Source organism: Erythrobacter longus (assembly GCF_000715015.1).
In the GTDB taxonomy this organism is placed as follows: domain Bacteria; phylum Pseudomonadota; class Alphaproteobacteria; order Sphingomonadales; family Sphingomonadaceae; genus Erythrobacter; species Erythrobacter longus.
In genome coordinates, this window is record NZ_JMIW01000006.1 from 149,411 (window position 1) to 174,668 (window position 25,258).

Here is a 25,258-nt window from a genome sequence, read left to right on the forward strand (position 1 = left end):
CCTGAAATCGCGGCAGTTCCGATTCGGACCTCATCGATAGGGTTTCCATCCAAGTCGAATCTGGGCACTTCGAGGCCACTCAAATTTTCACCATACCCCCGATTATAGGAATCAAGGGCTAACAACGACAAAAAGACCTCACGATTCACTGTGCAACTCCTTTAGAGAAGGCTGAACGCCCCAATCGGACAACATGTTCGACCCCGTCGACTTGCGTCCGAAGTCCGTAAAATCCTCTTTCCAATGGCTTTGGTAGCCGCTCTTCAATCCCGGTCGTCATCGGATCATCGGTCAGCTCAACAGTGATCCGCTTAAGGCTCACCCCTCCACCAAAACTCGCGGCAAGGTCATCAGGATCAACCCTCGCCACACTGGTGGGGTCATCCATGTCACCAAAGGTCACCAACATCGGATAGGCAGAGCGTTCTTCCAGAAACGCGACGGGCGGCCACATACGCGGCAGTTCCCGTTCGCCGGTGACCTCCAAAACATCATCGAGTTGATCGACAAACTCTTTTTCTGTGCTTGGCGGCTTGAGATAGATGTAGACATAGCTCGCCCAATCGACGTTGCTCTCGGAGCGCAGCAAGGCAAACAGGGTCTGCTCTCCGGGCAGATCAACCGCAACTGCCTCTCCACGTACTTTGCGAGACACACCCAAACTGCCCGGCGAGGAACCCGGCCGCATCACCGTCTGTTGCACTTCGATAACGCTGGAGCCGGACTTGAGCCCCTCAGGCGTGTCGACCTCAACCGTCAGGCGATAACGGTAGTCCGGAGCAGCATCCTCGGCAGAGCAGCCGGTCGAAACGAGCAAAGTGCTGAGCACAACGCTCAATAGAAAACCGCGCAGTTTCATTCAGTGACCCCTACATTTTCAAACAGTCCGGCATCCTGCGAGCAACCATTCGGCATCAACATTGCATGCGCAGGCAGCATTTGGTCAGCTGCAAGATCCACCAATTTCGTCAAACTGCGACCCATCACCCCCATTAGCGGCGCAGCATTCTACTGCACTTTAACCCCAGCCAAGTGACTTTCAAGAAAACCACTTTCAGTACCAGCGAAACTCCAAAATCGCCGAAGTCAAGAAATCGTAACAAATAGCTTTCTGAATTCATTGTCAATTGTACAAAGTGAATTTCACGGTTTATATTTGGTTATCTCTCGCGCCCTGCTTCATTGACTGCTTGCGAGATGGGTGAAAGCAAGTATTGGATGATGCGGCGCCGACCGGTTTTGATCTCGGCTTGCACGCTCATTCCGGGCTGCACACGGTCGCACAGGGTGTGGCGCTCTGGGTCATCAGCCTCGCACGACAGCTCAATTTTGGCAGCATAAACGAGGCCCGGCTTGATCGGCCGCCCGTTCTCATCACGCACGCTTCCAGCGGGTTGCTGGGACTGGTCGATGGCATCGCGGCTGATGTTGGTAACGGTGCCTTCGATAAGGCCGTAATCGGTGAAGTTGAACGCTTCGAGCTTCACTGCCACGCGCTGTCCCACCTTGATAAAACCGATGTCTTTGTTTTGCACAAAGGCTTCAACCGTGACCCCGCCATTGCAACTGGCCGCATCGCTGGCATCGCCTGAGATGCAGGGTACGATGACCATAAGCGGCTCGGCAGGCTGGACCACGCCGCCAACCGTGCTGACCGCAAGCTGTTGGACCACGCCATCAACGGGGCTGCGAAGCTCTTGGAAACGGCGCATGCGTTCAGCCTTGCGCAGTTCCTCATTGGCCATCGTAGCGCGGTCATTGGCCTCAGCAAGGTCATTGACTGCAGTCCGGCCAAAGCCAGCCTTCAGGCTCTGTAACTCGGCGCTGAGCCGCCTGATCGCTGCTTCGGCCCGTTGCTTATTGGCCTGCTGCACTTCGATATCGCGCAAGTGTTCAGCGCGAAGTTGCTCGTATTCGAGGAGCTGAAGTTTTGAGAAATACCCGCGTTCGGCAAGCTCTGCACGCGCACCCAATTGCTGGTCGATAAAGGGGAGAGCTTCTTCAAGCTTGGCAATCTCTGCGTTCGAGGCTGCAAGTTCCGCCTGACTTTCTGCACGCTGTTGCGTAAGCGCCCCCTTTTGCGCGTCATATTGCGCAGTCGCATTGGCGACGAAGGCTTCTTCTGTGCGGATGATATCGGGCGGCGTGCCTTCGGGTGGCACAAAGCGCGCACGGCGTCCTTGAAGATGGGCGAGCAGGGCGTCATTGCGCGCCTGAATAATCCGAGCCGAAAGCAGCGTTTGGGTGCTCTGTGCCTCATCCGCATTGGCTAGCGTTGGGTCGAGCTCGATCAGTATCTCGCCCGCCTTCACAAACTGCCCGTTCTTCACATGAATTTGCCGCACAGAGCCGATTTCGATGGGCTGGACAACTTTGACGTTATCGCCCGGAACTGTCTTGCCCGCCGCAGTGGCGACAACATCGATCTTGCCAAAAACCGCCCAGATCAGCGCGAGCACGAACAGGGTGCAGATAATGAGCAAGAGCCAACGCATGCCGGGGCTTGCGGGCTTCTCCATGATCTCAAGCGCGGCGGGTAGGAACTCGTGTTCTTCCTTGGGCTTGAAGGCTTTATCCGCCTCGTTCTGCCCACGCCACGCCTCGCCAAACACGGCAAGGTGCTTGGCTATGGTAGGGAAACGGTCCGAGAGAAAGCTCATGGCATACCCGCCATTCCGGTTTGCTTCGCGTGCAATTGCGCATAGCGGCCACCGGCTTTCAGGAGCTCTTCGTGGGAGCCCATCTCTGTGATCTCGCCTGCCTCGACCGTAATAATGCGGTGGCATGGGCGCACGGCAGAGAGCCGGTGGGCGATGATCATCACCGTTCGACCCTCTGCGATGCGAGCCAAGTTGTTCTGGATGATCTCTTCGCTCTCGGCATCAAGCGCGCTTGTGGCTTCATCGAGGATCAAAATGCTGGGATCGGTGATCAACGCACGCGCGATGGCAAGGCGCTGGCGCTGACCGCCCGATAGGTTCGAGCCGCGCTCTTCGATCACCGTGTCATAGCCATGCGAAAGTGTGAGGATAAACTCATGCGCGCCTGCAAGCTCAGCCGCCGCAATCACGCGCTCCATATCCACGGTGGGGTTTGCGAGGGCGATATTTTCGCGAACTGTCCGATTGAAGAGAATGTTCTCCTGCAACACCACGCCCACTTGGCGGCGCAGCCATGCGGGATCGACGAGCGCCAAATCCGTGCCATCAACCAGAACGCGGCCTTGTTCGGGCACATAGAGTCGCTGTACGAGTTTGGTGAGGGTCGATTTGCCCGAACCCGACGGGCCTACGATCCCGAGCATCTCTCCCGCCGAAATCTCAAGGCTCACCCCGCGAAGGGCCTCGGGCGCATCAGCACGATAACGGAAGCGGACTTTATCGAATTCGACTTGCCCCTTAATCGGCGGCAGGCTTGCGCGGTTGGGATTGTGTTCAGGCTCCGCGGGCGCATTGAGGATATCGCCCAAGCGGTCCACCGAAATGCGCACTTGCTGGAAATCCTGCCACAGCTGCGACAACCGCAAGATCGGCTGAGCCACGCGGCCTGAGAGCATGTTGAACGCGACCAAAGCACCGACGGTCAAAGACCCCGCAATCACCGCTTGCGCGCCAAAGAAAAGAATTGCCACTGTGGTGAGCTTACTCACCAATTGGATCAAATGGCTGCCCCAATTGGAGAGAACCGTCACATCCCAACCGGTTTTGATGTAGCCTGCAAACTGCTTTTCCCAACGATCGCGCATGCGCGGCTCAACGGCCATGGACTTGAGCGTTCCGATGCCGGTGACGGTCTCCACAAGAAACGCCTGGTTCTCCGCACCGCGCTTGAACTTCTCATCGAGCCGAGCGCGAAGTGGCGGAGTTATGAACACAGAGATCGTAATGTAGATCGGGATCGTCAGCGCCACGATCAGAGTGAGCATCGGCGAATAAAGATACATAACGATAAAGAAGACGATAGTGAAAAACAGGTCGATCACCACCGTCACCGCATTGGAGGTGAGGAAGTTTCTAATGTTCTCAAGCTCACGCACCCGCGCCACGCTATCGCCCACACGGCGGGCTTCAAAATAGGAAAGCGGCAACGCAACGAGATGCTTAAAGAGCGAGGCGGAAAGCTCGGCATCGACGCGGTTCGATGTGTGGGCAAAAAGCCAGTTGCGAAGCGCTGAGAGCATCGTCTCAAACACCAGTACAGTCGCAAGGCCAATCGCGAGCACCTCAAGTGTGGTCATCGATTGGTGCACAAGGACCTTGTCGATCACAAGCTGGAAGAAAATCGGCGAAGCCAGCCCCACCAATTGGAGGAAGAAACTGCCGACAAGCACATCGCGCAAAGCGCGGCGGTACTTAACGAGCGCTGGGATAAACCAGCTGATATCGAACGCACGCTTTTCGCCCGCGATCTTCTCGCGGCTTGTCATCAGCAAGAGGTCAACCTTGCCGCCATTCAGCTCAAATTGCTCCAAGACCTGCTCTTCGGACCAAACTTCAGGCCGCTCGCTATCCGGCCGCAGAACCATATAGCGCACACCCGCATCGCCGCTTGTGTCGATCTTGAGGAGGACCGCACAGCCGCCATCGTTCAGCCGCACCAGAGCAGGCAGGGGCTGCTTGGAAAGGTCGGACAGAGCCGCAGTCTTACGCCGCGCAATGAGATCCAATTTCTTGGCAATGCGCACCAGATCATCGAAGGTGTAGGGCCTGTCACCTTGCCCGCGATCATGGTGGATTTGCGCAGGGTCGGCTGCTTGTCCAAGAAACTGAGCAAGTAAAACGAAGCTAGACAGAGCCGCATCGGCGGGAGCCGCCAAAGGATTTTCTATTGATGATGCCATGAATTGCACTCGACCCTGTGCAATCACTTAGTGCAATGAAGAGAAGAAGCAACTCTTGAAGAACTGCGTTGTGCAAAAATATCAATGACAAATGAAAGCTCAGGCTCCGTGTTTTGGCGAGATTAACCCTCTAGCAATCGCTCGACCTGTTCACCGATTTGCTGGGCCGCCTCCAATAGGTGCTCGTCATCAAGATGCGCATAGCGCGCCGTTGTTTGCACGTTCGCGTGGCCTAAAAGCCGCCCGATCATCGGTAGGGTTTCTTTGTTCATCGCCGCGTGGCTTGCGAATGTGTGGCGCAAATCGTGGAGGCGCACATCTGTAAGACCTGTTTTCTCGCGAACCGCATTCCAATAGCTGGTTACATCGCGCATGGGCCTGCCGAGACGATAGTTCCAAAACAGCTGAGGTTTCTTGTTGCGCGGCACAGCTGCAATCACAGCCCTTGCCGCCGACCCGAGCCAGACTGTTCGAGGGCCTGTCTTGCTATCACGAAGAAGCAGGCGATTACCTTTGACATCACGCCATTCAAGGGTGAGCACCTCATTCTTGCGGCACCCCGTCAGCAGCAACAGGGTTAGCGCAGCTCCAGCACATTGGGTTGTTTGGTCATCAGACTTGCGTAGCTCGTCTAGAGCATCGCCCAACCTCGCAAGCTCATCGCCGGTTAAGAACCTTTCGCATTGGCGCTTTCGATTTGGCTTGATCGCGCGGCACGGATTGGTGTTTTCAAGCCTGTAGCCCCATTCTTCCGCCTTGTTGAGCATGTGCTTGAGTATCTCGAGCGTCCGATTGGCTGCGCCTGGGCCTGTCCTATTGTTGAGGTCCGCAAACCAGCTCGTGACATCACCTTCGTTCAACTCGTCAATATAGGTGCCGCTAAACGCCTGATCGAGATAGCGGCGGCGGTAGCCGCTGTGTGTTTCCAGTGTGGATGCCTTCCATTGCGGGGCCCATCGCTCCCAGTATTCGTTTAAGAAGTCGGAGAAGCTTGGTGCGGAGCGAATACGCTGGCGTTCGCTCGCTGGATTGCGGCCGACCTGTGCGTAGGCGATCACGCGGCGGGCAACCATCTGCGCCTGATAACGGGTAAGAACTGACGCTGGACCGAGCGTGACAGTGCGCATACGGCCAGCCATGCGCGTTTGGACGATGTAGACATTGCGACCGCTGGGATAATGGCGGATGCCAAAGCCATGCTCGACGCCAAGCCAGGTTGTCGTACGAGCCTTGCCTTTGGGAATGAGTTTGAAGTTAACACTTGCGCCAACCTCGGCAAGAGCCTCTTCAACGACCTTTCTTAGGCTTGCGGCAGTCACGGCGTAAGACCAATCGCTTGAGCCAAAGAACCTGATACGCGTTCTGCGGCGTCCCCGATTACATCATCTGACAAATGCGCATATTTCGCCGTTGTCTCGGGGAGTTTATGGCCCAGTAACGCCCCGATCGTCGCGAGGGGCACATTGTCCATAATTGCGGTCGAAGCAAAGCTATGGCGCAGATCATGGATACGCACATCGGGCAGGGCGCATTGTTTCCGGAATGAATGCCACCACGTGTCGAAATTGAGGGGCCGTTTGCCCCTCAGGTTGGGAAAGACCAGATTGCTTTGATCACTGCGCTCAATCCTTGCGAGAACGACCTGCGCTTGTGTGCTTAGCCAAATCACTTTGGGACCCGTCTTGCTGTCAGGAAGAACCAGTCTCGGCGGCCTAACCCACTCCCACCTGAGGTTTACAATCTCGCCCACGCGCGCGCCTGTGAAGAGAAGCAGACGGGCGATGGCGACATGCTTAGGCTTATCCGCTTCAGCTTCGCGTAATGCCAAGCCTATCCGGCGATACTCGGCGGGTGTAAGATAACGTTCTTGAGGCGCGTGTTTATAGCGCGATATGCCTTTGCAAGGATTAGAGCCTTGTCGCCGCATCTTGAGCGCTTCGGCATATTTGAAGAGAGCTGAGAGCACCGGTACCGCACGGTTGAATTTCATCTCGTTCTCGCCAGCACACTCGTCGCGCCAGCGGTGGATGTCAGCAGGCATGACATCAGCGACCCGCACATCGCCAAAGGTCGGCGCTATCATAACGCGCCATGCAGACAGGTTGCGCTTGGTCGTCGAGGGCTTCCAAGCCCGCGAGAGATCATCCCAATAGGCTTCGACAAAGTCGTTCATGGTGGGTGTCGCTTTGATCACCGTGCGCTTGGGCAATCCATCGAGAGCTGCCTCTGCCAGTATTCGGCGCGCCTGCGCTCTTGCCAGTCCTGCATCCAACTCGTCAGATCGCCCAAGGGTAATCCGGCGATGTTTGCCGCGATGGCGCAAACGCACAAACCAGAAGTAATTGCCGCTCGGCCTTACCCTCAAGCCAAAACCAGCAAGCTCAGCGTCCCAGATGCAATATTCGCTCTTTCCCAGCGGAAGATTGCGCCGGGCAAGATTGCCATCGAGCAGTGCCCGGCGTGCTTTGGATCGACCCTTGGGGACCATATAGCAGGCGTTATTATCAGAACTGCTCGAAAAAGTCTCGAAACTCCCGTCATTTGCTGGGACCAGCGAGCATTCACCAGCGCCCCGTCTCCCGAGAACCTGAAGCGTATCGCGAACTGATTTTATTGCGCTTTTTCCCAAAACACAGCAGTCTTACTGCGTACGGTGTGCCCTCCAATTTCCCATATTCCCCCACGTGACCAGTCATTTCGCCAGTTCGTTCTGAAGCGGTTTTCCAACCACTTCCAAAAGGATCACCGCGCCCGCGCGGCGAAAGAGCGAACGGAAGTGAGGCCAAGCCCAAGCACGGCAAAAGGCCTCGCTGGATATTGCCAGCGAGGCCCTTTGGGAGCGTCAGATTACGGTTGCGATCAGGCGGCCTTTGCCGCCCCTCCTTCCTTCGCCCTCGCAAGGAAATCGACCTGTTCTGCGATGATCTCGCAGCCGTAGCGGGTCTGCCCCTCGGCGTCGGTCCAGCTGCTGTAGTGAATGCGGCCCGTCACCATGATCATGGCACCCTTTGTGACGTGCTCGGCGACGCTTTTCCCGATGCCGTTGAAACAGGTGATCCGGTGCCATTCGGTCTCGGTATGGCGGTTGCCTTCGCTGTCCTTGAAGCTGCGCGTGGTAGCGAGAGATAGGGTGGTTATCGTGGCGCTGCCGGAAGTTTCGCGGACTTCGGGAGTGTTGCCGACAAAGCCGACCAGTGTGACGGTGTTCTTCATTGTTCGTGTCCTTTCGAGGCATTCGATCCGTCCAAGGGGCCATCCCTTTGACTGAGCCCCGATGAGGCCGGGCACGGGCAGGACTGCACCGAGCGTATGCGAGGGGAACCCCGCCGATCGGAGTGGTGCGGGCAGCCGCGCGAAGCGTGGCAAAACGGTCCGAATGGGCGCGGGTTGCAGCGCCTGTCCGCGTTCGGTCAGGGGCGTGATCAGGTCATGAAAAGGGGATGGTTCTTGAAGGACGGAAGAACTCTGGAAACCGAACACGAGACACCGCAATCAGCGTCGGTTTCCCTCCGGCAAATCCCTGTCCTGTCTTGTGAATCAGCCGCCTCTCGGCCAAGTATCGCGCCATGAATGCAGTAGAAATCGAAGAAGCAATTTCAGAACTGGCCGCCCAGCCATTTGACCGGGCGGAGTTTCCATTCGCGTTTCTCGAAGCGTTCGGGCGCAAGGCGAACACGCTGAAGCAATTGCGGGCCGGGACAACCAATGCCTCGGACCTTCCCGGCGGCGTCCTCCAGCGCAACAATATCCACATCGCCACGTGCGATCCGGGCACGGTCGACGAGACGCTGAAGGCCCTGCGTGAAAGCCCCAAGACGGGCGCGGCGAAGGCCAAATTCATCCTCGCAACGGACGGCGTCGACTTGCAGGCGGAGGATCTGCTCAACGGCGAATCCGTCGCCTGCACTTACAGCGATTTCCCGAACCACTTCGGCGCGTTCCTGCCGCTCGCGGGCATCACAACCGTCAAGCAAATCCGCGAGAACAGCTTCGACATCCGCGCCACCAGCAAGCTCAACAAGCTCTATGTCGAGCTGCTGAAAGAGAACCCGGACTGGGCCACGGCGGAGCGCCGGCCAGACATGAACCACTTCATGGCGCGGTTGATCTTCTGCTTCTTCGCGGAGGATACCGACATTTTCAATGGCGAGGGCCTGTTCACTTCCACGGTCGAGCGGTTCAGCGACCGGGAAAGCTCCAACACGCACGAAATCATCTCCAACATCTTCCGCGCGATGGACACGCCCACGCGGCACGAAGGCAAGCTGGACGATCGCTACCGCAAGGCGGCGAATATCCCGCCCCACGCCGACGCATTTCCCTATGTGAACGGTGCGCTGTTTTCCGGCAGTGTGGAGGTGCCACGGTTCAGCCGTATGGCGCGCAGTTACCTGCTGCATATCGGCGGGCTGAACTGGAAACAGATCAACCCCGATATCTTCGGTAGCATGATCCAGGCGGTCGCCGATGACGAGGAGCGAGGCGCGCTCGGCATGCACTATACCAGCGTGCCGAACATCCTGAAGGTGCTGAACCCGCTGTTTCTGGATGACCTTCGCCAACAGCTGGAGGAAGCGGGCGACAATACCCGCAAGCTGCTCAATTTGCGCAATCGAATGGCGAAGATCAGGGTATTCGATCCGGCCTGTGGATCGGGCAATTTCCTCGTCATCGCGTACAAGCAGATGCGCGCGATCGAGGCCAAGATCAACGAGCGTCGCGGTGAGATCGAACGCGACAGCGACATCCCGCTCACCAATTTTCGCGGGATCGAACTGCGCGATTTCCCGGCAGAGATTGCACGCCTCGCGCTGATTATCGCCGAGTTCCAATGTGACGTGCTGTATCGCGGCCAGAAGGAGGCACTCGCTGACTTCCTGCCGCTCGATAGCCAGAACTGGGTTAAGTGCGGCAACGCGCTTCGCATGGACTGGCTCAGCGTGTGCGAACCACACGGTATAGGCGGAGGGAGGATATTTGCCGACGACCTCTACGGGGCTCCCTTGGACCGAAGCTCAATGGCTTTCGAAAATGAGGGTGCCGAAACTTATGTGTGCGGGAACCCTCCCTACTTGGGAGGAAAGGGACAGACTACAGACCAAAAAAGTGAACTCGCCCAAGCCTTTGGGACGAAGCAAAAAATCGGAGAGCTCGACTACGTCTCAGGTTGGCTAATTAAGGGGGCAAAGTACGCGGCAGAGACCGCAGCAGGTGTTGCGTTTGTGGTCACAAATTCAGTCAACCAAGGAGCCCAGGTTCATCAGCTTTGGCCGCACATATATAGTTTGAACGTCGAAATTTTCTTTGCCCATAGGGACTTTAAATGGAGCAATAATGCGACACGGAATGCTGCGGTAATTTGCTCGATTATTGGACTCAGGCGGCGACTAGGTGGCAAGAAAACTTTGTATTCTGATGACCTCGCCCGTGAGGTCGAAGTTATTGGACCATATCTGATTCCGGGAAGCGAGGACATCGTGACCCAAGTGCTCTCTCCCATCTCGGAGATCGCACCAATCATCACTGGGAACAGCCCTTATGACGGCGGAAATTTTGTTCTCTCTAGTGAAGAACGAAACGCGCTAATCGCAAGAGAACCAAACGCTGCCCGTTATGTGAAACGGCTATACGGGTCGCGTGATTTTTTGAACGGAGAGCAGCGCTTTTGTGTCTGGATTGACGACCATGAGTTGGAATTTGCAAAACGGATTCCGGAGCTCAACGACAGGATCGCAAAGGTGAAGCTTTCGAGAGAAAGCGGTGGAGACGTAGCTAGAGGTTTGGCAGCTCGACCACATCAATTCAGGTACACCCATCGAGCTAGCCGCTATGCAGTGATCGCTCCGCGAGTTTCATCAGAGAGACGCGACTATATCCCTTTTGGCCTTTTGGACCATCTCAGTATTGTAAGCGATTCCGCTCAGGCCATCTACGATCCAGATCTTTGGAATTTGTCTATTATCTTAAGCTTGATGCATATGACTTGGGTTCGAGTTGTTGCTGGAAGACTCAAGACTGACATCCGGTACTCATCGGCGTTGTGCTACAACGCATTCCCTGTCCCCAAGCTCACCGAGCAAAACAAAGCCGACTTGACCCGCTGCGCCGAGGACATCCTCCTCGCGCGCGAGGCGCATTTCCCCAAGACCATCGCCAAGCTCTACGATCCAGAGAAGATGCCGGAAAACCTCCGCTATGCCCACGATCGCAACGACGAAGTCCTGGAACGCATCTACATCGGCCGCCGTTTCAAAAACGACACCGAACGCCTCGAAAAGCTATTCGAACTCTACACCAAAATGACCAGCGCAAAGGCGGCGTGACGATGGTTGATGGAACCAATTCCGCGCCCACGACAGAGGAACTCGAAAGTCTGTTCGTCAACAACGAACTGATGTCGAGGATTGAAGCCCATCTCAATCGTTTCAATCCCATCCGGGTCATGAAGATGGAGCGGATGGAAATCCGTCACTCGGCAATCCTGAGTTGGCTTCTCGACCCCGCTGAAAGTCACGGTCTCGACGACAAGTTCCTGAAGGCGTTTCTCGCCGAGGCGCTGCGAGGAAAGAGTTTGGTCGGGTCTCCAACTGCTTTGGACATTGCGCGCGCTGATTTGCGCGACGCCATCGTTCGCCGGGAATGGCAGAATATCGACATTTTCATTCACAGCGAAAGAAATGGCTGGGCGTTCGTCGTTGAAAACAAATACGACAGCAAACAGCACGAGGGCCAGCTGACGAAATACCTTGAGAAGGTTCCTGCTGGCTTAGGCAAACAGCCGGACGAGGTCACCGTTCGTGGTATTTTCCTCACCCTCCACGACGAGGAGCCTGAGGATGATCGGTATGCTCCAATCGACTACGAGGCGATTTGCCGTTTCCTGCCAAGATTCCTGAACCAGGAGGCGCACCTCCTGACGGCTGAAGTGAGAACCTTTCTTCAGCATTACATCGAGATCATCGCAGAGGAGGTCGGCATGAGCGCCGAGAGCAGCGAAATGGAAAAGCTGGCAAGGCAGCTCTACCGCGAGAACAAGAAGGTCTTGGACTTCATCATGGATCACGGTTCAGGGTCCGATTTCGCCATAGCTGCGGAAGACTTGTTCGGAGATGATCGCGATTATCTCGATGAGGTAAAGATCGAGGATCAGATCGTTCGTTTCAATCACATCGATCACAAGATGGTCAGCTTCCTGCCCGAAAGCTGGTACATTGCTTTGGGCAAAGACAAGTATGACTGGAAAGGTTGCGAAAAATGGTGGGCCGGATACCCGCTCATCGTCTGGATGCAGCTTTGGCCCGACGCAGATGGCACATCCGGTCAGCTCGCCCTTTATGGTGAAGTCGGCCCCCTCAGTGAGTACGAGTTTCGGAGGGACCTGATCCACGCCATCCAGAAAGCTGCGGCAAAGTTGCCCAGGAACCGGATCATGTTCCAGCGCGCAGCCGCGGACGAGGGCAAGCAATATTCGAAGTTCTTGAAAGAGAATTTTCTTAAAATCAAAGACGTACAGGATGCCGAAGAAATCGCGGCGGGAATGAAGAAGCTGCTTAAGAAGTTTCAACCTGAATTGGACGCGGTTGGTAGCGTGCTCCCGAAGTTCGTGAAATACGGTTACGAGGAGTAAAGTTCTCGACCTATGCAGGCTGCCGTGGCGTGCTCGCTATGCCACCTCTAGCTTGACTTTCAGCACGCCAACGCGCAGATATCTCATTTGAGATACAGGAGGTGTTATGAACGCTCATAGCTCAATGATTCACGTCCGGATGGACAATGATCTGAAAGACCGCGCGACCGAGGCGCTGGCGGCGATGGGTCTGTCGACCGCCGATGCCGTGCGCCTGCTGTTTCATCGCATCGCCACCGATCAGGCGTTCCCGCTAGAGCTCAAGGTTCCCAATGCGGAAACTCGCGCGGCGATGGAAGAGGCTGACGAGTTCTTCAAGAATGGCGGCACGCCGGGCTTCGACAATGCTGACGAAATGTTCGCCGAGCTCGATAAAGAGAGTAAGGCACTGCGCGAGGCCGGAAAACAGAAGTCTTGAAAAAAGCGGCTGCGAGCAAGCGCACCGCGCTTCCCCGGACGATTGGCTATGCGAAGTCCTTCCTGAAGGACTTCGAGCGGCTGTCGCGTTCGGGCCGATACGATATGAAAAAGCTCAAGCAAGTCATGCTGCTGCTCATCGCCAATGACGCGCCGCTTGGTCCCGAATGGAAGGACCACGCGCTCAAGGGAGAATGGCAGGGTCACCGCGAATGCCATGTCGGTGGCGATTTTCTGCTGATCTACCGCGTGGAAGACATTCCGGCACCCAGCGGCGGAATATTCTTCACCCGCGCCGGAACACACAGCGAGCTTTTCAAATGAGCGCCAAGGATCAGATCATTCCCGCCGTATCGTTCACGACTGCCCAGACCGGCGCGTCGGCCAAGTCGGACGAGCTGGGCATGCGCCCGATGCAGGCACAAGCCTATGAAAAGCGCGGCGAGCAATATCTGCTGATCAAATCGCCACCTGCCTCGGGCAAATCGCGCGCGCTCATGTTCATCGCGCTCGACAAGCTGGCGAACCAGAATGTCCGCCAAGTCATCATCTGCGTGCCCGAACGCTCTATCGGCGCAAGCTTTAACAGCGAACCACTGAGCAAGTACGGTTTCTTCACCGACTGGAACGTCGCCCCGCAATGGAACCTGTGCAACACGCCGGGAGCTGATGACCCCAAGGTCGCGAAGTCGAAGGTGAAGGCCGTCGGCGAATTCCTAGCCAGCGACGAAAAGGTGCTCGTCTGCACGCATGCGACATTCCGCTTCGCATTCGACGAGCTTGGGCCGGAAGCGTTCGATAACCGTCTGGTCGCAATCGACGAATTCCACCACGTCTCAGCAGATGCGGGCAACCGTCTCGGCGCGCAGCTCGCGCAGTTGATCGGGCGCGACAAGGCGCATGTCGTGGCAATGACGGGCAGCTATTTCCGTGGCGATGCCATTCCCGTCCTTGCGCCGGAAGACGAAGCCAAGTTCGAGACGGTTACCTACACCTACTACCAGCAGCTCAATGGCTACGAGTATCTGAAGACCCTCGATATCGGCTACAGCTTCTACACCGGGCCTTACACCGAGAAGATTTCGGCGCTGCTCGATCCGACAGTGAAGACCATCGTCCACATCCCATCGGTCAATTCGCGCGAGAGCCTGAAAGACAAGCATCGCGAGGCCGAGGACATCATGAACCACCTTGGTGATTGGCAGGGCATCGATCCCGAGACAGGGTTCCACCTTATCAAGACGGCTGCCGGAAACGTTATCAAGGTGGCCGACCTCGTCGACGACGATTCCGCCAAGCGCGACCGCGTCGCCGCAGCCCTGAAATCACCCGATGCGCGATCGAATCGCGACTTTGTCGACATCATCATCGCGCTGGGGATGGCGAAGGAAGGCTTCGACTGGATCTGGTGCGAACACGCGTTGACGGTCGGCTATCGCTCCAGCCTAACTGAAATCATCCAGATCATTGGCCGGGCAACCCGTGATGCGCCGGGTAAGACCCGCGCTCGCTTTACCAATCTGATCGCCGAACCAGCGGCGGACAGCCCGCTCGTAGTCGACGCGATCAACGATTACCTCAAGGCGATTGCGGCGAGCTTGCTCATGGAGCAAGTGCTCGCGCCCCGCTTCGACTTCACGCCAAAGGACGCAGGGCCGAAACCGGACTTCGACTACGGGCCGGGTGGATACAAGGAAGGCGAGACCAATTTTGGCGTGAACGATCACGGCCAAATGCATTTCGAGATCAAGGGTCTCAAACTGCCCAAAAGCGTCGAGGCAACGCGTATTTGCCGCGAGGATCTTAACGAGGTCATTGCGACCTTTGTGCAGGACAAGGCAGTCGTCGAACGGGGCGTGTTCGACCCCGACGTGGTTCCAGAAGAGCTAACCCAGCTCAAAATGGGCAAGATCATTCGGGAAAAGTACCCCGAGCTGAGCGAACACGATCAGGAAGCCGTCCGCCAACAGGCGGTTGCTGCGATGACGCTGACCCAGCAAGCCAAGGCCGCGCTGGCAAGCGATGGTGATGGCGAGATCAAAGCAAATACCGCCTTCATCGAAGGTGTGCGTAGGTTCGCGCTAAGCGTGACGGAGCTCGACATCGATCTCATCGACCGGGTCAATCCGTTCGAGGCAACGATTGCGGTCTTGGCCAAGTCTATGGATGCAAAGACCCTGTTGCAGGTTCAGGCGGTCATCAACGCAAAGAAGGACAAGCTGACCTACGAAGATGCGCGCGCACTTGCCGAGCGAGCGCTGGAATTCAAGCGGGAGCGCGGACGGCTGCCATCGCTGACTTCTCAAGATGCGTGGGAACGCAAGATGGCCGAGGGCATCGCTTTCCTCCAACGCCACGCCACCAAAGAGGCCAGCAATGGCTGAATTGAGTGACCTCGAACTGCTGGCCGAGCTTGGTGTCGAAACAGCACCCGAGCCGGTTCGAAAGCTGACCCCCCTTCAAGAACGCATTATAGCGGGATTCGAGGATATACAGCGTTTCGTCAAAGAGCATGGACGCCTCCCCAGGCATGGGGAGGATCATGACATTTTTGAGCGACTCTATGCTGTCCGTCTTGAGAGGCTTCGCGCTCTTCCCGAAGCGCAAGAACTCTTGGCGAGCATGGACCCGGACGGCATTCTGGATGCAGTCGAGCCGCTAGGGAAACCATCGGACGAACTAGACGACACTGCACTTCTGGCAGAACTTGGCATCCAACCGGGCTCGGAAGATGACATTACAAAGCTGCGGCATGTGAGTTCTCGGGCCGAGAAGAGAGCGGCTGAAGAGATCGCCAACCGTGAGAGGTGCGAGGATTTCGACGAGTTCAAGCCGCTGTTCGAGGCGGTGCAGGTCGATCTGAAGGCCGGTAGCAGACAGGCCAAGGCGCTCGGCAATTCCGAGGTCACACTGGCCGAAATCCAGCCGGGGAATTTCTTCATCGTCGGCGGGCAACTCGCATACATCGCCGCCTCGACCGACGCCTTCACGACTCAGTATGAGCGGGCTGATCGCCGTGTCCGAGTCATATACGACAACGCAACCGAGGCGACGGTCCTTTCACGCTCATTCCAGAAGTCGCTCTATCGGGACGAGTCCGCTAGGCGCGTGAGCGAGCAAAGCGCAGGACCGCTTTTTGGAGAAACCGCTGAGCCCGACGATCTGGAGAGCGGCACGATCTATGTACTCCGCAGCAAATCGTCACATCCCTACGTCGACGAGCATCGCGAGCTGATCCATAAGATTGGCGTTACGGGGCAGCCGGTCCTCAGCCGGATTGCCAACGCGCGTAACGATCCGACTTTCCTGCTCGCGGATGTCGAAGTCGTGGCTGAGTACAAGCTCTTCAACATCAATCGAACCAAGCTCGAACGGCTGATCCATCGTGCGCTCGGGCCTGCCCGCCTTGATCTTTCTGCAGGCGATCGATTTGGCAAAACTGTCCAGCCGCGCGAGTGGTTCCTTGTCCCGCTTTCGATCATCAACGAATTGGTGTCGCGGATCAGTGACGGTACTGTCACGCAGCACGTTTACGATCCCGCACGGGCGGAGTTCGTTGCCCAAGATAACGCCTAACAAACGGTTGGACGCAATCAGGCGAAGTTAGCTCATGGCACGTCAGTTCACCCGCTCCGAGTTCTATGAGCTCGTCTGGTCCAAGCCGATGACGCACTTGGCCAAGGAATTTGGTCTTTCTGACGTGGCCTTGCACAAAATCTGTCGCAAACACGATGTGCCCAACCCTCCGCTGGGATGGTGGGCAAAACATGCAGCGGGCCAGAAGGTCAAACGAACACCGCTACCCAAGCTGAGGTCGGGCATTTCCGATACGATCAACATCGCTGGCGGAGAGCTACGCAACGAGCCCGGTTCCGTCGCGCAAATGCGCGAAGAGGCCCGCGTCCGGGCCTCGGCATTCGATCCCAAAAAGGTCGATCAGGAACATTCCATCGTAATGCGATCGATGGCCAAGTTGCGCAAGGCAAAGCCCGACGAACAGGGAATGGTGAGGCTCGCTCAGTCCGGCTTGATCGACGTGGAGATCGCGCCGGATTCAATCGATCGGATCGAGATATCGCTCAACCGAATAGTCACGGCCGCACAGGTCCAAGGCTTTGAACTCAGCGGCAAGGCTGAACGCGCCGCATTCACGGACGGAAGCGTGATTGTCCCCTTCAATCTAAAGGAAGCAGTTAAGCGGTCGCAGCACGAGCCCACGCCCGAGGAATTGGCGAAGGAAGAGAAGGAACGAAAACGGCGAGAGCGGCGCTGGGCGCGGAACGATTGGGATTACGTCCCGAGCTTTTCCTCATTTAGCCATTGGCCAGAACGGGATTATGCACCGACCGGCAAGGTATCGTTCGAGTTCGACCTCTATCTCCGATACTCGTCACCTCTCCGCCGCTCCTTCAAGGATGCCAAGATCCAGCGCCTGGAAAACATGGCGAACGATATCGCAGTGGGTCTTGCCGTACTGGCTTCTGCGAAGCGCGAGGATGACAGGCGAGCCGAGGAAGACCGCATCCGTGCGGAAGAAGAAGCGCGTCGGCGCAACGAGGCTAGACGGCTAGCCTATATCGAAGACCGGCGCCTCAAGGTGCTCGATCTCGTGTTCGAGCGGGTCGAGAAACGCGACCGCCTGCGCCGCCTAGCCACACAACTAACTGAGGAACTCAAAGCCACGTCCTCGCCGCGTTCCGCCGAGTTTCTTGACTGGCTCAATGCAATTGTCGAGCGAGCCGAGCGCGCTTCAAGTGTCGAAGGATTCGAGGTGTTGTTCGAGGCTCAACACGTGTTTGGACCAGACGATGATAAGGGCTTTTACCCTTCGCGCTATAGCTGGTAACCAACATCAAGCCACATGTGACGCAGCTGATAGCCAACCCCCACGATCTCAGGATGTCCGCTTGCATCCACTCAAAAGTGTGGGTCTGAGTGTGGGTCTGGTGAACTCTGAAATCTCCATATCGATCTGATATCAAATCGTTATTTCAGATATAGGTCGGACTCCGTCTCCGCCACCTCCTGTTTAAGCCCGCGGAAACCCTGAAGCCCTTGTATTCAAAGGACTCCCCCCCGAAATGTAACAAGTTCTGCTTCAGGTTGGTAGTTTCGAAGGTCACTTGAGGAAGGTTCGCGGATCATATTACCACTCCATTCGGGATGGAGTGTTCTATCTTCGCCGTGCAGTCCCGTCAGATGCACAGCCATTTTTCGGCAAAGGTGAGGTCGTAACCTCACCGAAAACGCGCGATCTGGAAGAAGCGCGCCACCTGCTAAACACGGAATTGAGGAACTTCGAGGCCAAACTGGCGGGCTGCCGAGAGAATGTCGCTCCGGCGGAAAGGGGCAGAGGGGTGGCTACACCCCGACCATGGCGAACATAGGAATGGTGGTGCGACGCTGGCTCGTTGATCGCGACGAACGGATGGATGCGGGAGGATCTACCGATCAGCTTGAAAATGTCGATGAGACCGGGCGCTGTTTGACTTGATCAGCTTCGGACGCCAAACCCTAACCCGATGATCAGAACTCAATTTAATTTAACCCGCCGCCAAGTCCTTGCCGGGCTTAGCGCTACCACCGCGCTCAGTCTCACCGGATGCAAGATGGTGGGCGATGATGGCCCTGTCACATCATTGAGCCCTGACGATTGGCTCGAACAAGTCGGCTACAACCTGCTTCGTCATGAACCCGAACGCGCAACTAGCCTCGGTGTTGATGTCGGTCAATTCGCTGACCTGCGCGGCAAGCTCGAAGATCAGTCCCAGGCGGGGCAGGATGCTCTTGCGGCGACCTTGCGGCGCGATCTGGAGATGACGAAATCCTATCCGCGAGATGATTTAAGCCCAGAGCAGCTCACCAGCTTTGAGGCGGTGGAAAGCGGCTATCAAGTCGCGCTGGACGGGCTTGCGCTGCCTTATGGCGACATCCCTGTCGGGAGCTGGCGCACTGCACCTTATGTGGTGATCCAGAACGTGGGGTCTTATCTCGACTTGCCGCGCTTTATGGATTCCAGCCACCCGATTGCTGACGAGGATGACGCGGACTTCTACCTAGAGCGCATGAAGCAGATGCCCGCCGTTTTTGATGGCGAGTTGGAGCGGATGACAGCGGCAGCCGATATGGGTGTGGTCCCGCCCGGCTTCCTCATCGACAAAGCGATCGCCCAGATGGAGAGCACGATTGCCACCGCCGAGCGGGCCGAATTGTTTACCTCTTCGCTGTCTGAGCGGTCCGCCGAGGCGGAGCTTAAGAACCCTCCAGTCGAAGAGGCCGCCAAGGTCGAAAGCGAGCAAGTCGTCGCAGCGCTCAAGCGCCAGCTTGAAGAGCTGAAACGGCAACGCGCCCTTGCGACTAAAGACCCCGGAATGCGCGAGCGTCCGCAAGGGGAAGAATGGTACGATTGGGCCCTGCGCTCCAGCACCACCACCAATATGACCGCCGATGAGATTCACAATCAGGGCCTTGAAGAGCTCGAAGAACTGCATGGTCAGATGGACCCGATCCTGCGCGAAATCGGGTTCACCAAGGGGACGGTTGGTGAACGCATGCAAGGGCTCAGCCAGGACCCGCGCTACAAATTTGCCGAGGGCGATCCCGGACGCGCGGAGATCATGGCCTTCATCAAGGACCGCATTGAATGGATCAAAGGCGAGATGCCGCGCGCGTTCAATACGCTGGTTGATCCTAACTTAGAGGTGCGTCGCTTGCCGCTCTCCGAAGAACCCGGCGCGCCGGGCGCCTATGGCGGGGCTGGCAGCAAGGATGGCACTATTCCCGGGCGCATGTGGATCAACCTTCGCACCACCGATCTGCATCGCAAATATGATCTTGCCGACCTCACCTATCACGAGACCATTCCGGGCCATGTCTGGGAAGGCGAATATTCCAATCGCCTTCCTCTGATCCGCTTGATCCTTGCTTTTAATCCGTTTTCGGAAGGCTGGGCGCTTTATGCCGAGCAATTGGCGGATGAGCTGGGCGCATATGATGATTTCAAGGTCGGGCGGCTGGGCTATTTGCAAAGCCTTGCCTTCCGAGCATGCCGGATGGTGGTCGATACGGGCTTGCATTCCAAGGGCTGGAGCAGGGAGCGCGCGGTCAATTTCTTTGTCGAGCGCAATGGCTCCAAAGAGCAGGAAGTCGCAAGCGAGGTCGACCGCTATTGCAGCTGGCCGGGGCAGGCGACTGGCTACAAATTGGGCCATAGCCGGATTGCCGATTTGCGGGCCAAGGCGCAAAGCGAGCTTGGTGAGACTTACGATTTGAAGGCCTTCAACGATGCCGTAATATTGGGCGGAAATGTGCCGATGGATGTGCTGGCCAAGAACGTGTCGCGCTACATCGACGCGGCAAAAGGCTGAATATAGGCCACGCACAAGCGGGCCTCGTGACATTAGGAAAGAGCCGGACTACCAGTCATCAGGGTCTGCCAGTGGAGTTATTGTATATGCGCCGTTTTACCGTTCGCCGTTTTGTTACCGCAATGCTTTCAGGGACCGTTCTGGCGAGCGCCAGCGTCGCATATGCGGACGATCACGAGGGTGAAGATGATACCAAATGGGATATTCAGGCTCCCCCCGGCGCGACTATCCGCGAAGTCCCCATCCAGACCGATGAGGGTACTTGGATGGACGTCGATGTGTCGCCTGACGGGCGAACCATCGCGTTCACTATGCTGGGCGATATCTACACCGTTCCGATCACGGGCGGCGCGGCGAGGCGGATTGCTGACGGTCTGGCGTGGGAGGTGCACCCGCGCTTTTCACCGGACGGCTCGCTGATCGCCTTCACGTCGGATCGCGGCGGCGGCGACAATATCTGGATCATGAACGCGGATGGTTCGGACAAGCGGCAACTGACCAAGGAAGACTTCCGCCTCTTGAACCAGCCCACATGGTCACCCGATGGGCGTTTTATTGCGGCCAAGAAGCATTTCACCACCCAGCGTTCGCTCGGCACAGGCGAGATCTGGATGTACCATGTCTCTGGCGGCGGCGGCGTTCAAGTGGTGGAACGGCGCAATGAAGAGCTGCAAAAGGAACTGGGCGAACCGATCTTCGCGCCCGATGGCAAGGCGATTTACTACACCCGCAACACAACCGGCGGAAACACATTTATCTATGCGCAGGATTCGATTGCAGGCATTTTTGCGATTGAAAAACACGATCTGGAAAGCGGCGAAGTCTCAACCGTTGTTGATGGTTATGGTGGCGCAGTGCGTCCGGCACCTTCGCCAGACGGCAAGGAAATCGCTTTTGTCCGGCGCGATAAAGACACTTCGCAGCTGTGGGTGAAAGATATCGCAAGCGGGCGCGAGCGGATGATCTACGATGCGCTTGACCTCGATGTGCAGGAGACCTGGGCAGTCACCGGCGTCTATCCCAATATGGATTGGACGCCGGACGGCGGCTCAATCGTCTTTTGGGCAGGAGGCAAGCTTAACCGCGTGGACCGCGACGGGGCGAACCATGCGGTGATCCCCTTTAGCGTGAATGACACGCGCGGCATTGCCGATGCGCCGCATCCGGTGATCGAAGTTGCGCCTGATCGTTTCACCACCAGAATGGCCAAATTCGGAACGCTCTCGCCCGATGGCAGCCGGGTTGTGTTTGAAACGCTCGGCAAATTGCACACGAAATCCGCGCGCGGCCGCGATGGTGCCCGCCCGATGACTGGCGATACCAGCGACGCTGTTGAGGCATATCCCGCCTTTAGCCGTGACGGTTCTAAGCTTGCCTTTGTGCGCTGGACCGATGAAGGGCTAGGCGAGATTGTCGTGGCCAATGCCAATGGAGCGAACGCGCGCGTTGTATCGCCTATGCCGGGCCATTATGCCAATCTCGCATGGTCGCCCGATGGCCGGACAATCGCTTACGAAAAACGCCGCGGCGGCTATCTCACAGCGCCCGAGCAGTCGGAAAATCCGGGCATCTATTTGCAACCGGCGGCTGGCGGCGAGCCTATGTTTGTGACACGCACCGGCTCCACCCCGCAATTTGGCGCATCAAATGATCGGCTTTTCATGGTCGGACGCGAAGGGGACAAGCTTGCCTTGATGTCTTCTGATCTGGACGGCGAGAAGGTGCGCACTCACGCGACCGGAAGCCTGGTCAATGATTTCCGCATTGCGCCCGACGGCGCGACAATCGCCTTCCGGCAGAATTACGAAGTGTTCGCAATGCCGGTGATCCCCGGCGGCAAGCCGGTCGATGTGAACGAGACCAAGGGACCAGTGCCGATCACCATGGTTTCCAAGGGCGGCGCAGACTTCATGGGCTGGGCGCGCGGGGGCGAAACCTTGTTCTGGTCGATTGGCCCTGAATTAAAGCAAGCGCAGGTCAGCGATTTCTTCGCCTCAAAGCCCAAGGGCGAGGATGATGATGAAGATGGCTATGAAACGCCGGACAGCGCGATCTCAATGGCGGTCACGGTCAGCAAGCCTGTGCCTTCGGGCACCGTTGCCATCACCGGCGCAAAGATCCTCACCATGGCCGCTGGCCTCGGCAACGAAGATGCGGGCGTCATTGAAAACGGCGTAATCATCATTGAAGGCGACCGGATCGCGGCCATTGGTGCGGCAGGCGAAGTTGACGTGCCAGCAGGTGCCACAATCGTCGATGCTAGCGGCAAGGTGGTCATGCCTGGATTTGTCGACGCGCACCACCACGGGCCGCATGGCACGGACGAGCTCATCCCGCAGCAGAACTGGAGCTTGGTTCAGGATCTGGCGATGGGCACCACGACCACGCATAACCCGTCGAGCGATGCGAGCCTGATCTTCGCCTCGGCTGAGCGGCAGATGGCTGGCAAGCTTCTTGCACCGCGCATCTTCTCAACCGGGGAAATCGTCTACGGGGCGAAGGCTCCTTCTGTCTATGCGCGGATCGACACATACGAAGAAGCGCTCGACCATGTGCGCCGGATCAAGGCCCAAGGTGGCATCTCAATCAAGAACTACAACCAGCCGCGCCGCGAACAGCGCCAGATGGTCGCGCGTGCGTCGGCTGAGGAAAACATGCTGGTGGTGGCCGAAGGCGGCTCGCTTTTCGGGATGGATATGACCCTCATCGCAGATGGCAACTCGACCATGGAGCACAACGTGCCCGGCGATGTCTTCTACGAAGATGTGCTGCAATTCTTTGGTCAATCGAACACCAATTACACGCCCACTCTGGCGGTCACCTATGGCGGCCTTGCGGGCGATCCCTATTGGCGTCAGGCCATGGATGTGTTCGATCACCCGCTGATGATCCACTCCCCGCCAAAGGTGCTTTTGGCAAACAACGCGCGGCGCACCAAGGCACCCGATTGGGCATTTGTCGATGACAACGCAGCACGCGAGGCCAAGAAGCTCTCCGACCGCGGGATCAAGGTTTCAATCGGCGCGCATGGTCAGCAGCCGGGTCTTGGCGCACATTGGGAAATCTGGAGCTTTGCCAGAGGAGGCTTTAGCCCGGTCGAAGCGCTTAAAACTGCGACGATATACCCTGCGCAATCGCTGGGCATGGAAAAGGACGTGGGCAGTCTTGAGGTCGGCAAGCTCGCTGACCTCTTGGTCCTTACCGCTGATCCCACCGTCAATGTGCGCGACAGCGACAAGATCGAAAGCGTGATGATCGGTGGGCGGATGTATGACGCCAAAACGATGCAGGAAGTCGTCACAGGTGACGGTGGACGACGCGCCTATTGGTGGGAAGCTGGCATGGGCGGCAATGCAGGCGGTTCCGAGCGCGCGACCCACCAAGGTGGTGGCCACAATCACGGCGACGGCGATGGAGACAGTCACTCATACTAGGACCAATTCCGAAGGCTAAGCTGTTCGGCAGCAAATGGGTCGTGAGCGAAGTGGCTGCTTTTCGGTGATGGAAAGCTGACCCGCAAAAAAAACGGCCAAAAAATTGAAGTGATCGCCGGGTAACATCTTGATCGATTGCTCAAGTTCAGCGGTGCCTTCGATTACGCCGCCCTCTTAGCGCGGTCCTGCCACGGGCCACTGTGTTGTCGTGGATGACTGCGCCTGAGTGGCCACCTTCCAATACGTGGCTGCGATCTGCCAGCAATTCCTGCCAATATCGAACGAGGCTTTAGGTCATGTCCCGCGAAGCCTCGTTCTGGACTTCAAAAGCGAACGAGCAGCCTCGTTTCAATCCATGAGCCACAATGCATGGCTGTCGATACGCAGCTTGGTGATAGCGCGCATCGCTTCGCAGCGTGCCTCGGCTTCCATCCGGAACGCATCGTGGACCATTCTTTCACCCAGTAGCAAATCTGTCAGGTCGATTTCGCCGAGTTCGTAACCTCGTCGCAGTTTGAACAGCGCGGCAGTCTGCGCATCAACCGCTTCGCGTGAGCGTTGCCATGCCGCAATCCGGTACCGCGCATCCAACAGGTCCGCGTCGGCGGTTTCTTCAACATTGAATCGCGCCAGACTTTCCTCGGCTCGTGCGGCCGATGCGTTAGCTGTTGCCTCTCCTGCGAGTGCCCGGCGATGGCCTCCACCTAGAGGGATGGAGAAGATAAGACCCGCACCCGTTTCCGCTCCACCAAATTCGGAGAAGAGTCTCACGCCGACAGAAGGATCGGCCAGTCGGTCCCTGCCCATGCGATCGGCGACAGATGCCATGCGCCTTGTCTCGGCCTGGGCCGCCCCAATCTCATGGCTGTTTGCCACGACCTGGTCCCGCAGTTGGGACAGGCGCGCATCGGCAATTTCGGGCCGTGGTAAATCCGGCGCCTCGATTGGCAGCGGAAGGCGCGGGAAATGCACCTCAAGACGAGCGCGTGCCATGGCAGCGCTACCCTCGGAGTGATCCAGTGCCAATTGAGCCTCTGCGAGCGCGGCGCGTGCCTGATCGACATCGAGCTGCGCTGCATCGCGCAATTCCATTCGGCGGGTAATGGCTACAAGCGATTGTTCGTAATTGATCACCGCGGCTTGATCGACCTTCGCCAGCGCGGTTGCCGAAAGCCAGTCGAACCAGTGAGTGGCAAGCAGCAGCGCTGCCTGGTGGCGAGCATCTTCCGCAAGGTTGCTGGCGGCCACAATGCCATATTCGCCGATCTCGCGATCAAGCCTTGCCTTTCCCGGCAATCTGATCGCACGGGTCAGCTGGGCATCGTATTCATCAAACTCGCCGCCCAGATCGACTCTGCGGCGCGTGTAGCTGCCCGACAGGGTGAATTCGTGCGGCCCCCTGCGCAGACCTTGAGCGCGCGCGCGGGCCGCTTCGACCCGGGCGCGAGCGGCTACAACAGCTGGATGCTCGTCGAGCACTTCCTGGACGGCCGCTTCGTCGGGCAGACCGGGTTCTGCGACGAGGGGGGAAGCCAGGAGGAGCGCAGCCATGAAGATTGCGGTCAAACGCATG

Annotated in this window: 17 protein-coding genes; 10 read left to right on the plus strand and 7 right to left on the minus strand. The window is 57.4% G+C overall.

Annotated elements, in window-relative coordinates; all coding sequences use genetic code 11:
• Nucleotides 1-145 precede the first annotated feature (145 nt).
• The 6 genes from EH31_RS12855 to EH31_RS12880 form a co-directional block, all read right to left on the minus strand.
• On the minus strand, nucleotides 146-859 hold the full coding sequence (locus EH31_RS12855; protein WP_051699245.1) for a hypothetical protein: 714 nt from the start codon (nucleotides 857-859) through the stop codon (nucleotides 146-148).
• 301 nt (nucleotides 860-1,160) lie between these two features.
• Complete coding sequence (locus EH31_RS12860; protein WP_051699246.1) at nucleotides 1,161-2,660, minus strand: HlyD family type I secretion periplasmic adaptor subunit; 1,500 nt, start codon at nucleotides 2,658-2,660, stop codon at nucleotides 1,161-1,163.
• Nucleotides 2,657-4,840 (minus strand): type I secretion system permease/ATPase, encoded by a 2,184-nt coding sequence (locus tag EH31_RS12865; protein ID WP_081853396.1) that lies wholly within the window; start codon nucleotides 4,838-4,840, stop codon nucleotides 2,657-2,659. The genes EH31_RS12860 and EH31_RS12865 overlap by 4 nt, the downstream gene beginning before the upstream one ends.
• A 122-nt stretch (nucleotides 4,841-4,962) precedes the next feature.
• A complete protein-coding gene (locus EH31_RS12870; protein WP_034960911.1) occupies nucleotides 4,963-6,159 on the minus strand; it encodes a tyrosine-type recombinase/integrase in 1,197 nt (398 codons plus the stop codon).
• A complete protein-coding gene (locus EH31_RS12875) occupies nucleotides 6,156-7,328 on the minus strand; it encodes a site-specific integrase (protein ID WP_034960913.1) in 1,173 nt (390 codons plus the stop codon). The genes EH31_RS12870 and EH31_RS12875 overlap by 4 nt, the downstream gene beginning before the upstream one ends.
• Nucleotides 7,329-7,699: 371 nt before the next feature.
• A complete protein-coding gene (locus tag EH31_RS12880; protein ID WP_034960915.1) occupies nucleotides 7,700-8,053 on the minus strand; it encodes a single-stranded DNA-binding protein in 354 nt (117 codons plus the stop codon).
• Between the two features lie 353 nt (nucleotides 8,054-8,406).
• Here EH31_RS12880 and EH31_RS12885 point away from each other — a divergent pair, with 353 nt between their 5' ends.
• The 10 genes from EH31_RS12885 to EH31_RS12925 all read left to right on the plus strand — a co-directional run bounded on the left by EH31_RS12885 (nucleotide 8,407) and on the right by EH31_RS12925 (nucleotide 23,685).
• On the plus strand, nucleotides 8,407-11,163 hold the full coding sequence (locus EH31_RS12885; protein WP_034960917.1) for a class I SAM-dependent DNA methyltransferase: 2,757 nt from the start codon (nucleotides 8,407-8,409) through the stop codon (nucleotides 11,161-11,163).
• A 2-nt stretch (nucleotides 11,164-11,165) separates the two neighbouring features.
• Nucleotides 11,166-12,467 (plus strand): PDDEXK-like family protein, encoded by a 1,302-nt coding sequence (locus tag EH31_RS12890; RefSeq protein WP_034960919.1) that lies wholly within the window; start codon nucleotides 11,166-11,168, stop codon nucleotides 12,465-12,467.
• Between the two features lie 106 nt (nucleotides 12,468-12,573).
• The gene (locus EH31_RS12895; protein ID WP_241765924.1) at nucleotides 12,574-12,885 is read left to right on the plus strand and encodes a type II toxin-antitoxin system RelB/DinJ family antitoxin; all 312 of its coding nucleotides are present in this window, start codon (nucleotides 12,574-12,576) and stop codon (nucleotides 12,883-12,885) included.
• Entirely contained in the window at nucleotides 12,882-13,208 is a 327-nt protein-coding gene (locus EH31_RS12900) for a type II toxin-antitoxin system YafQ family toxin (RefSeq protein ID WP_034960921.1), read from the plus strand. Before EH31_RS12895 ends, EH31_RS12900 begins: the two co-directional genes overlap by 4 nt.
• Nucleotides 13,205-15,268: a DEAD/DEAH box helicase gene (locus EH31_RS12905; protein WP_034960922.1), complete on the plus strand. Its 2,064-nt coding sequence runs from the start codon at nucleotides 13,205-13,207 to the stop codon at nucleotides 15,266-15,268. Before EH31_RS12900 ends, EH31_RS12905 begins: the two co-directional genes overlap by 4 nt.
• Nucleotides 15,261-16,460 (plus strand): GIY-YIG nuclease family protein, encoded by a 1,200-nt coding sequence (locus EH31_RS12910; protein WP_034960924.1) that lies wholly within the window; start codon nucleotides 15,261-15,263, stop codon nucleotides 16,458-16,460. The genes EH31_RS12905 and EH31_RS12910 overlap by 8 nt, the downstream gene beginning before the upstream one ends.
• Nucleotides 16,461-16,494: 34 nt before the next feature.
• On the plus strand, nucleotides 16,495-17,730 hold the full coding sequence (locus EH31_RS12915; RefSeq protein ID WP_034960926.1) for a hypothetical protein: 1,236 nt from the start codon (nucleotides 16,495-16,497) through the stop codon (nucleotides 17,728-17,730).
• A 322-nt stretch (nucleotides 17,731-18,052) separates the two neighbouring features.
• A complete protein-coding gene (locus EH31_RS18165) occupies nucleotides 18,053-18,271 on the plus strand; it encodes a DUF6538 domain-containing protein (protein ID WP_422110928.1) in 219 nt (72 codons plus the stop codon).
• 135 nt (nucleotides 18,272-18,406) lie between these two features.
• Entirely contained in the window at nucleotides 18,407-20,251 is a 1,845-nt protein-coding gene (locus tag EH31_RS12920; protein ID WP_034960928.1) for a DUF885 domain-containing protein, read from the plus strand.
• Nucleotides 20,252-20,337: 86 nt separating this feature from the next.
• Complete coding sequence (locus tag EH31_RS12925; RefSeq protein WP_034961288.1) at nucleotides 20,338-23,685, plus strand: amidohydrolase family protein; 3,348 nt, start codon at nucleotides 20,338-20,340, stop codon at nucleotides 23,683-23,685.
• 348 nt (nucleotides 23,686-24,033) lie between these two features.
• On the opposite strand, the gene EH31_RS12930 is transcribed toward EH31_RS12925, so the two are convergent.
• Complete coding sequence (locus EH31_RS12930; protein ID WP_034960930.1) at nucleotides 24,034-25,257, minus strand: TolC family protein; 1,224 nt, start codon at nucleotides 25,255-25,257, stop codon at nucleotides 24,034-24,036.
• Between the last annotated feature and the right edge of the window lies 1 nt (nucleotide 25,258).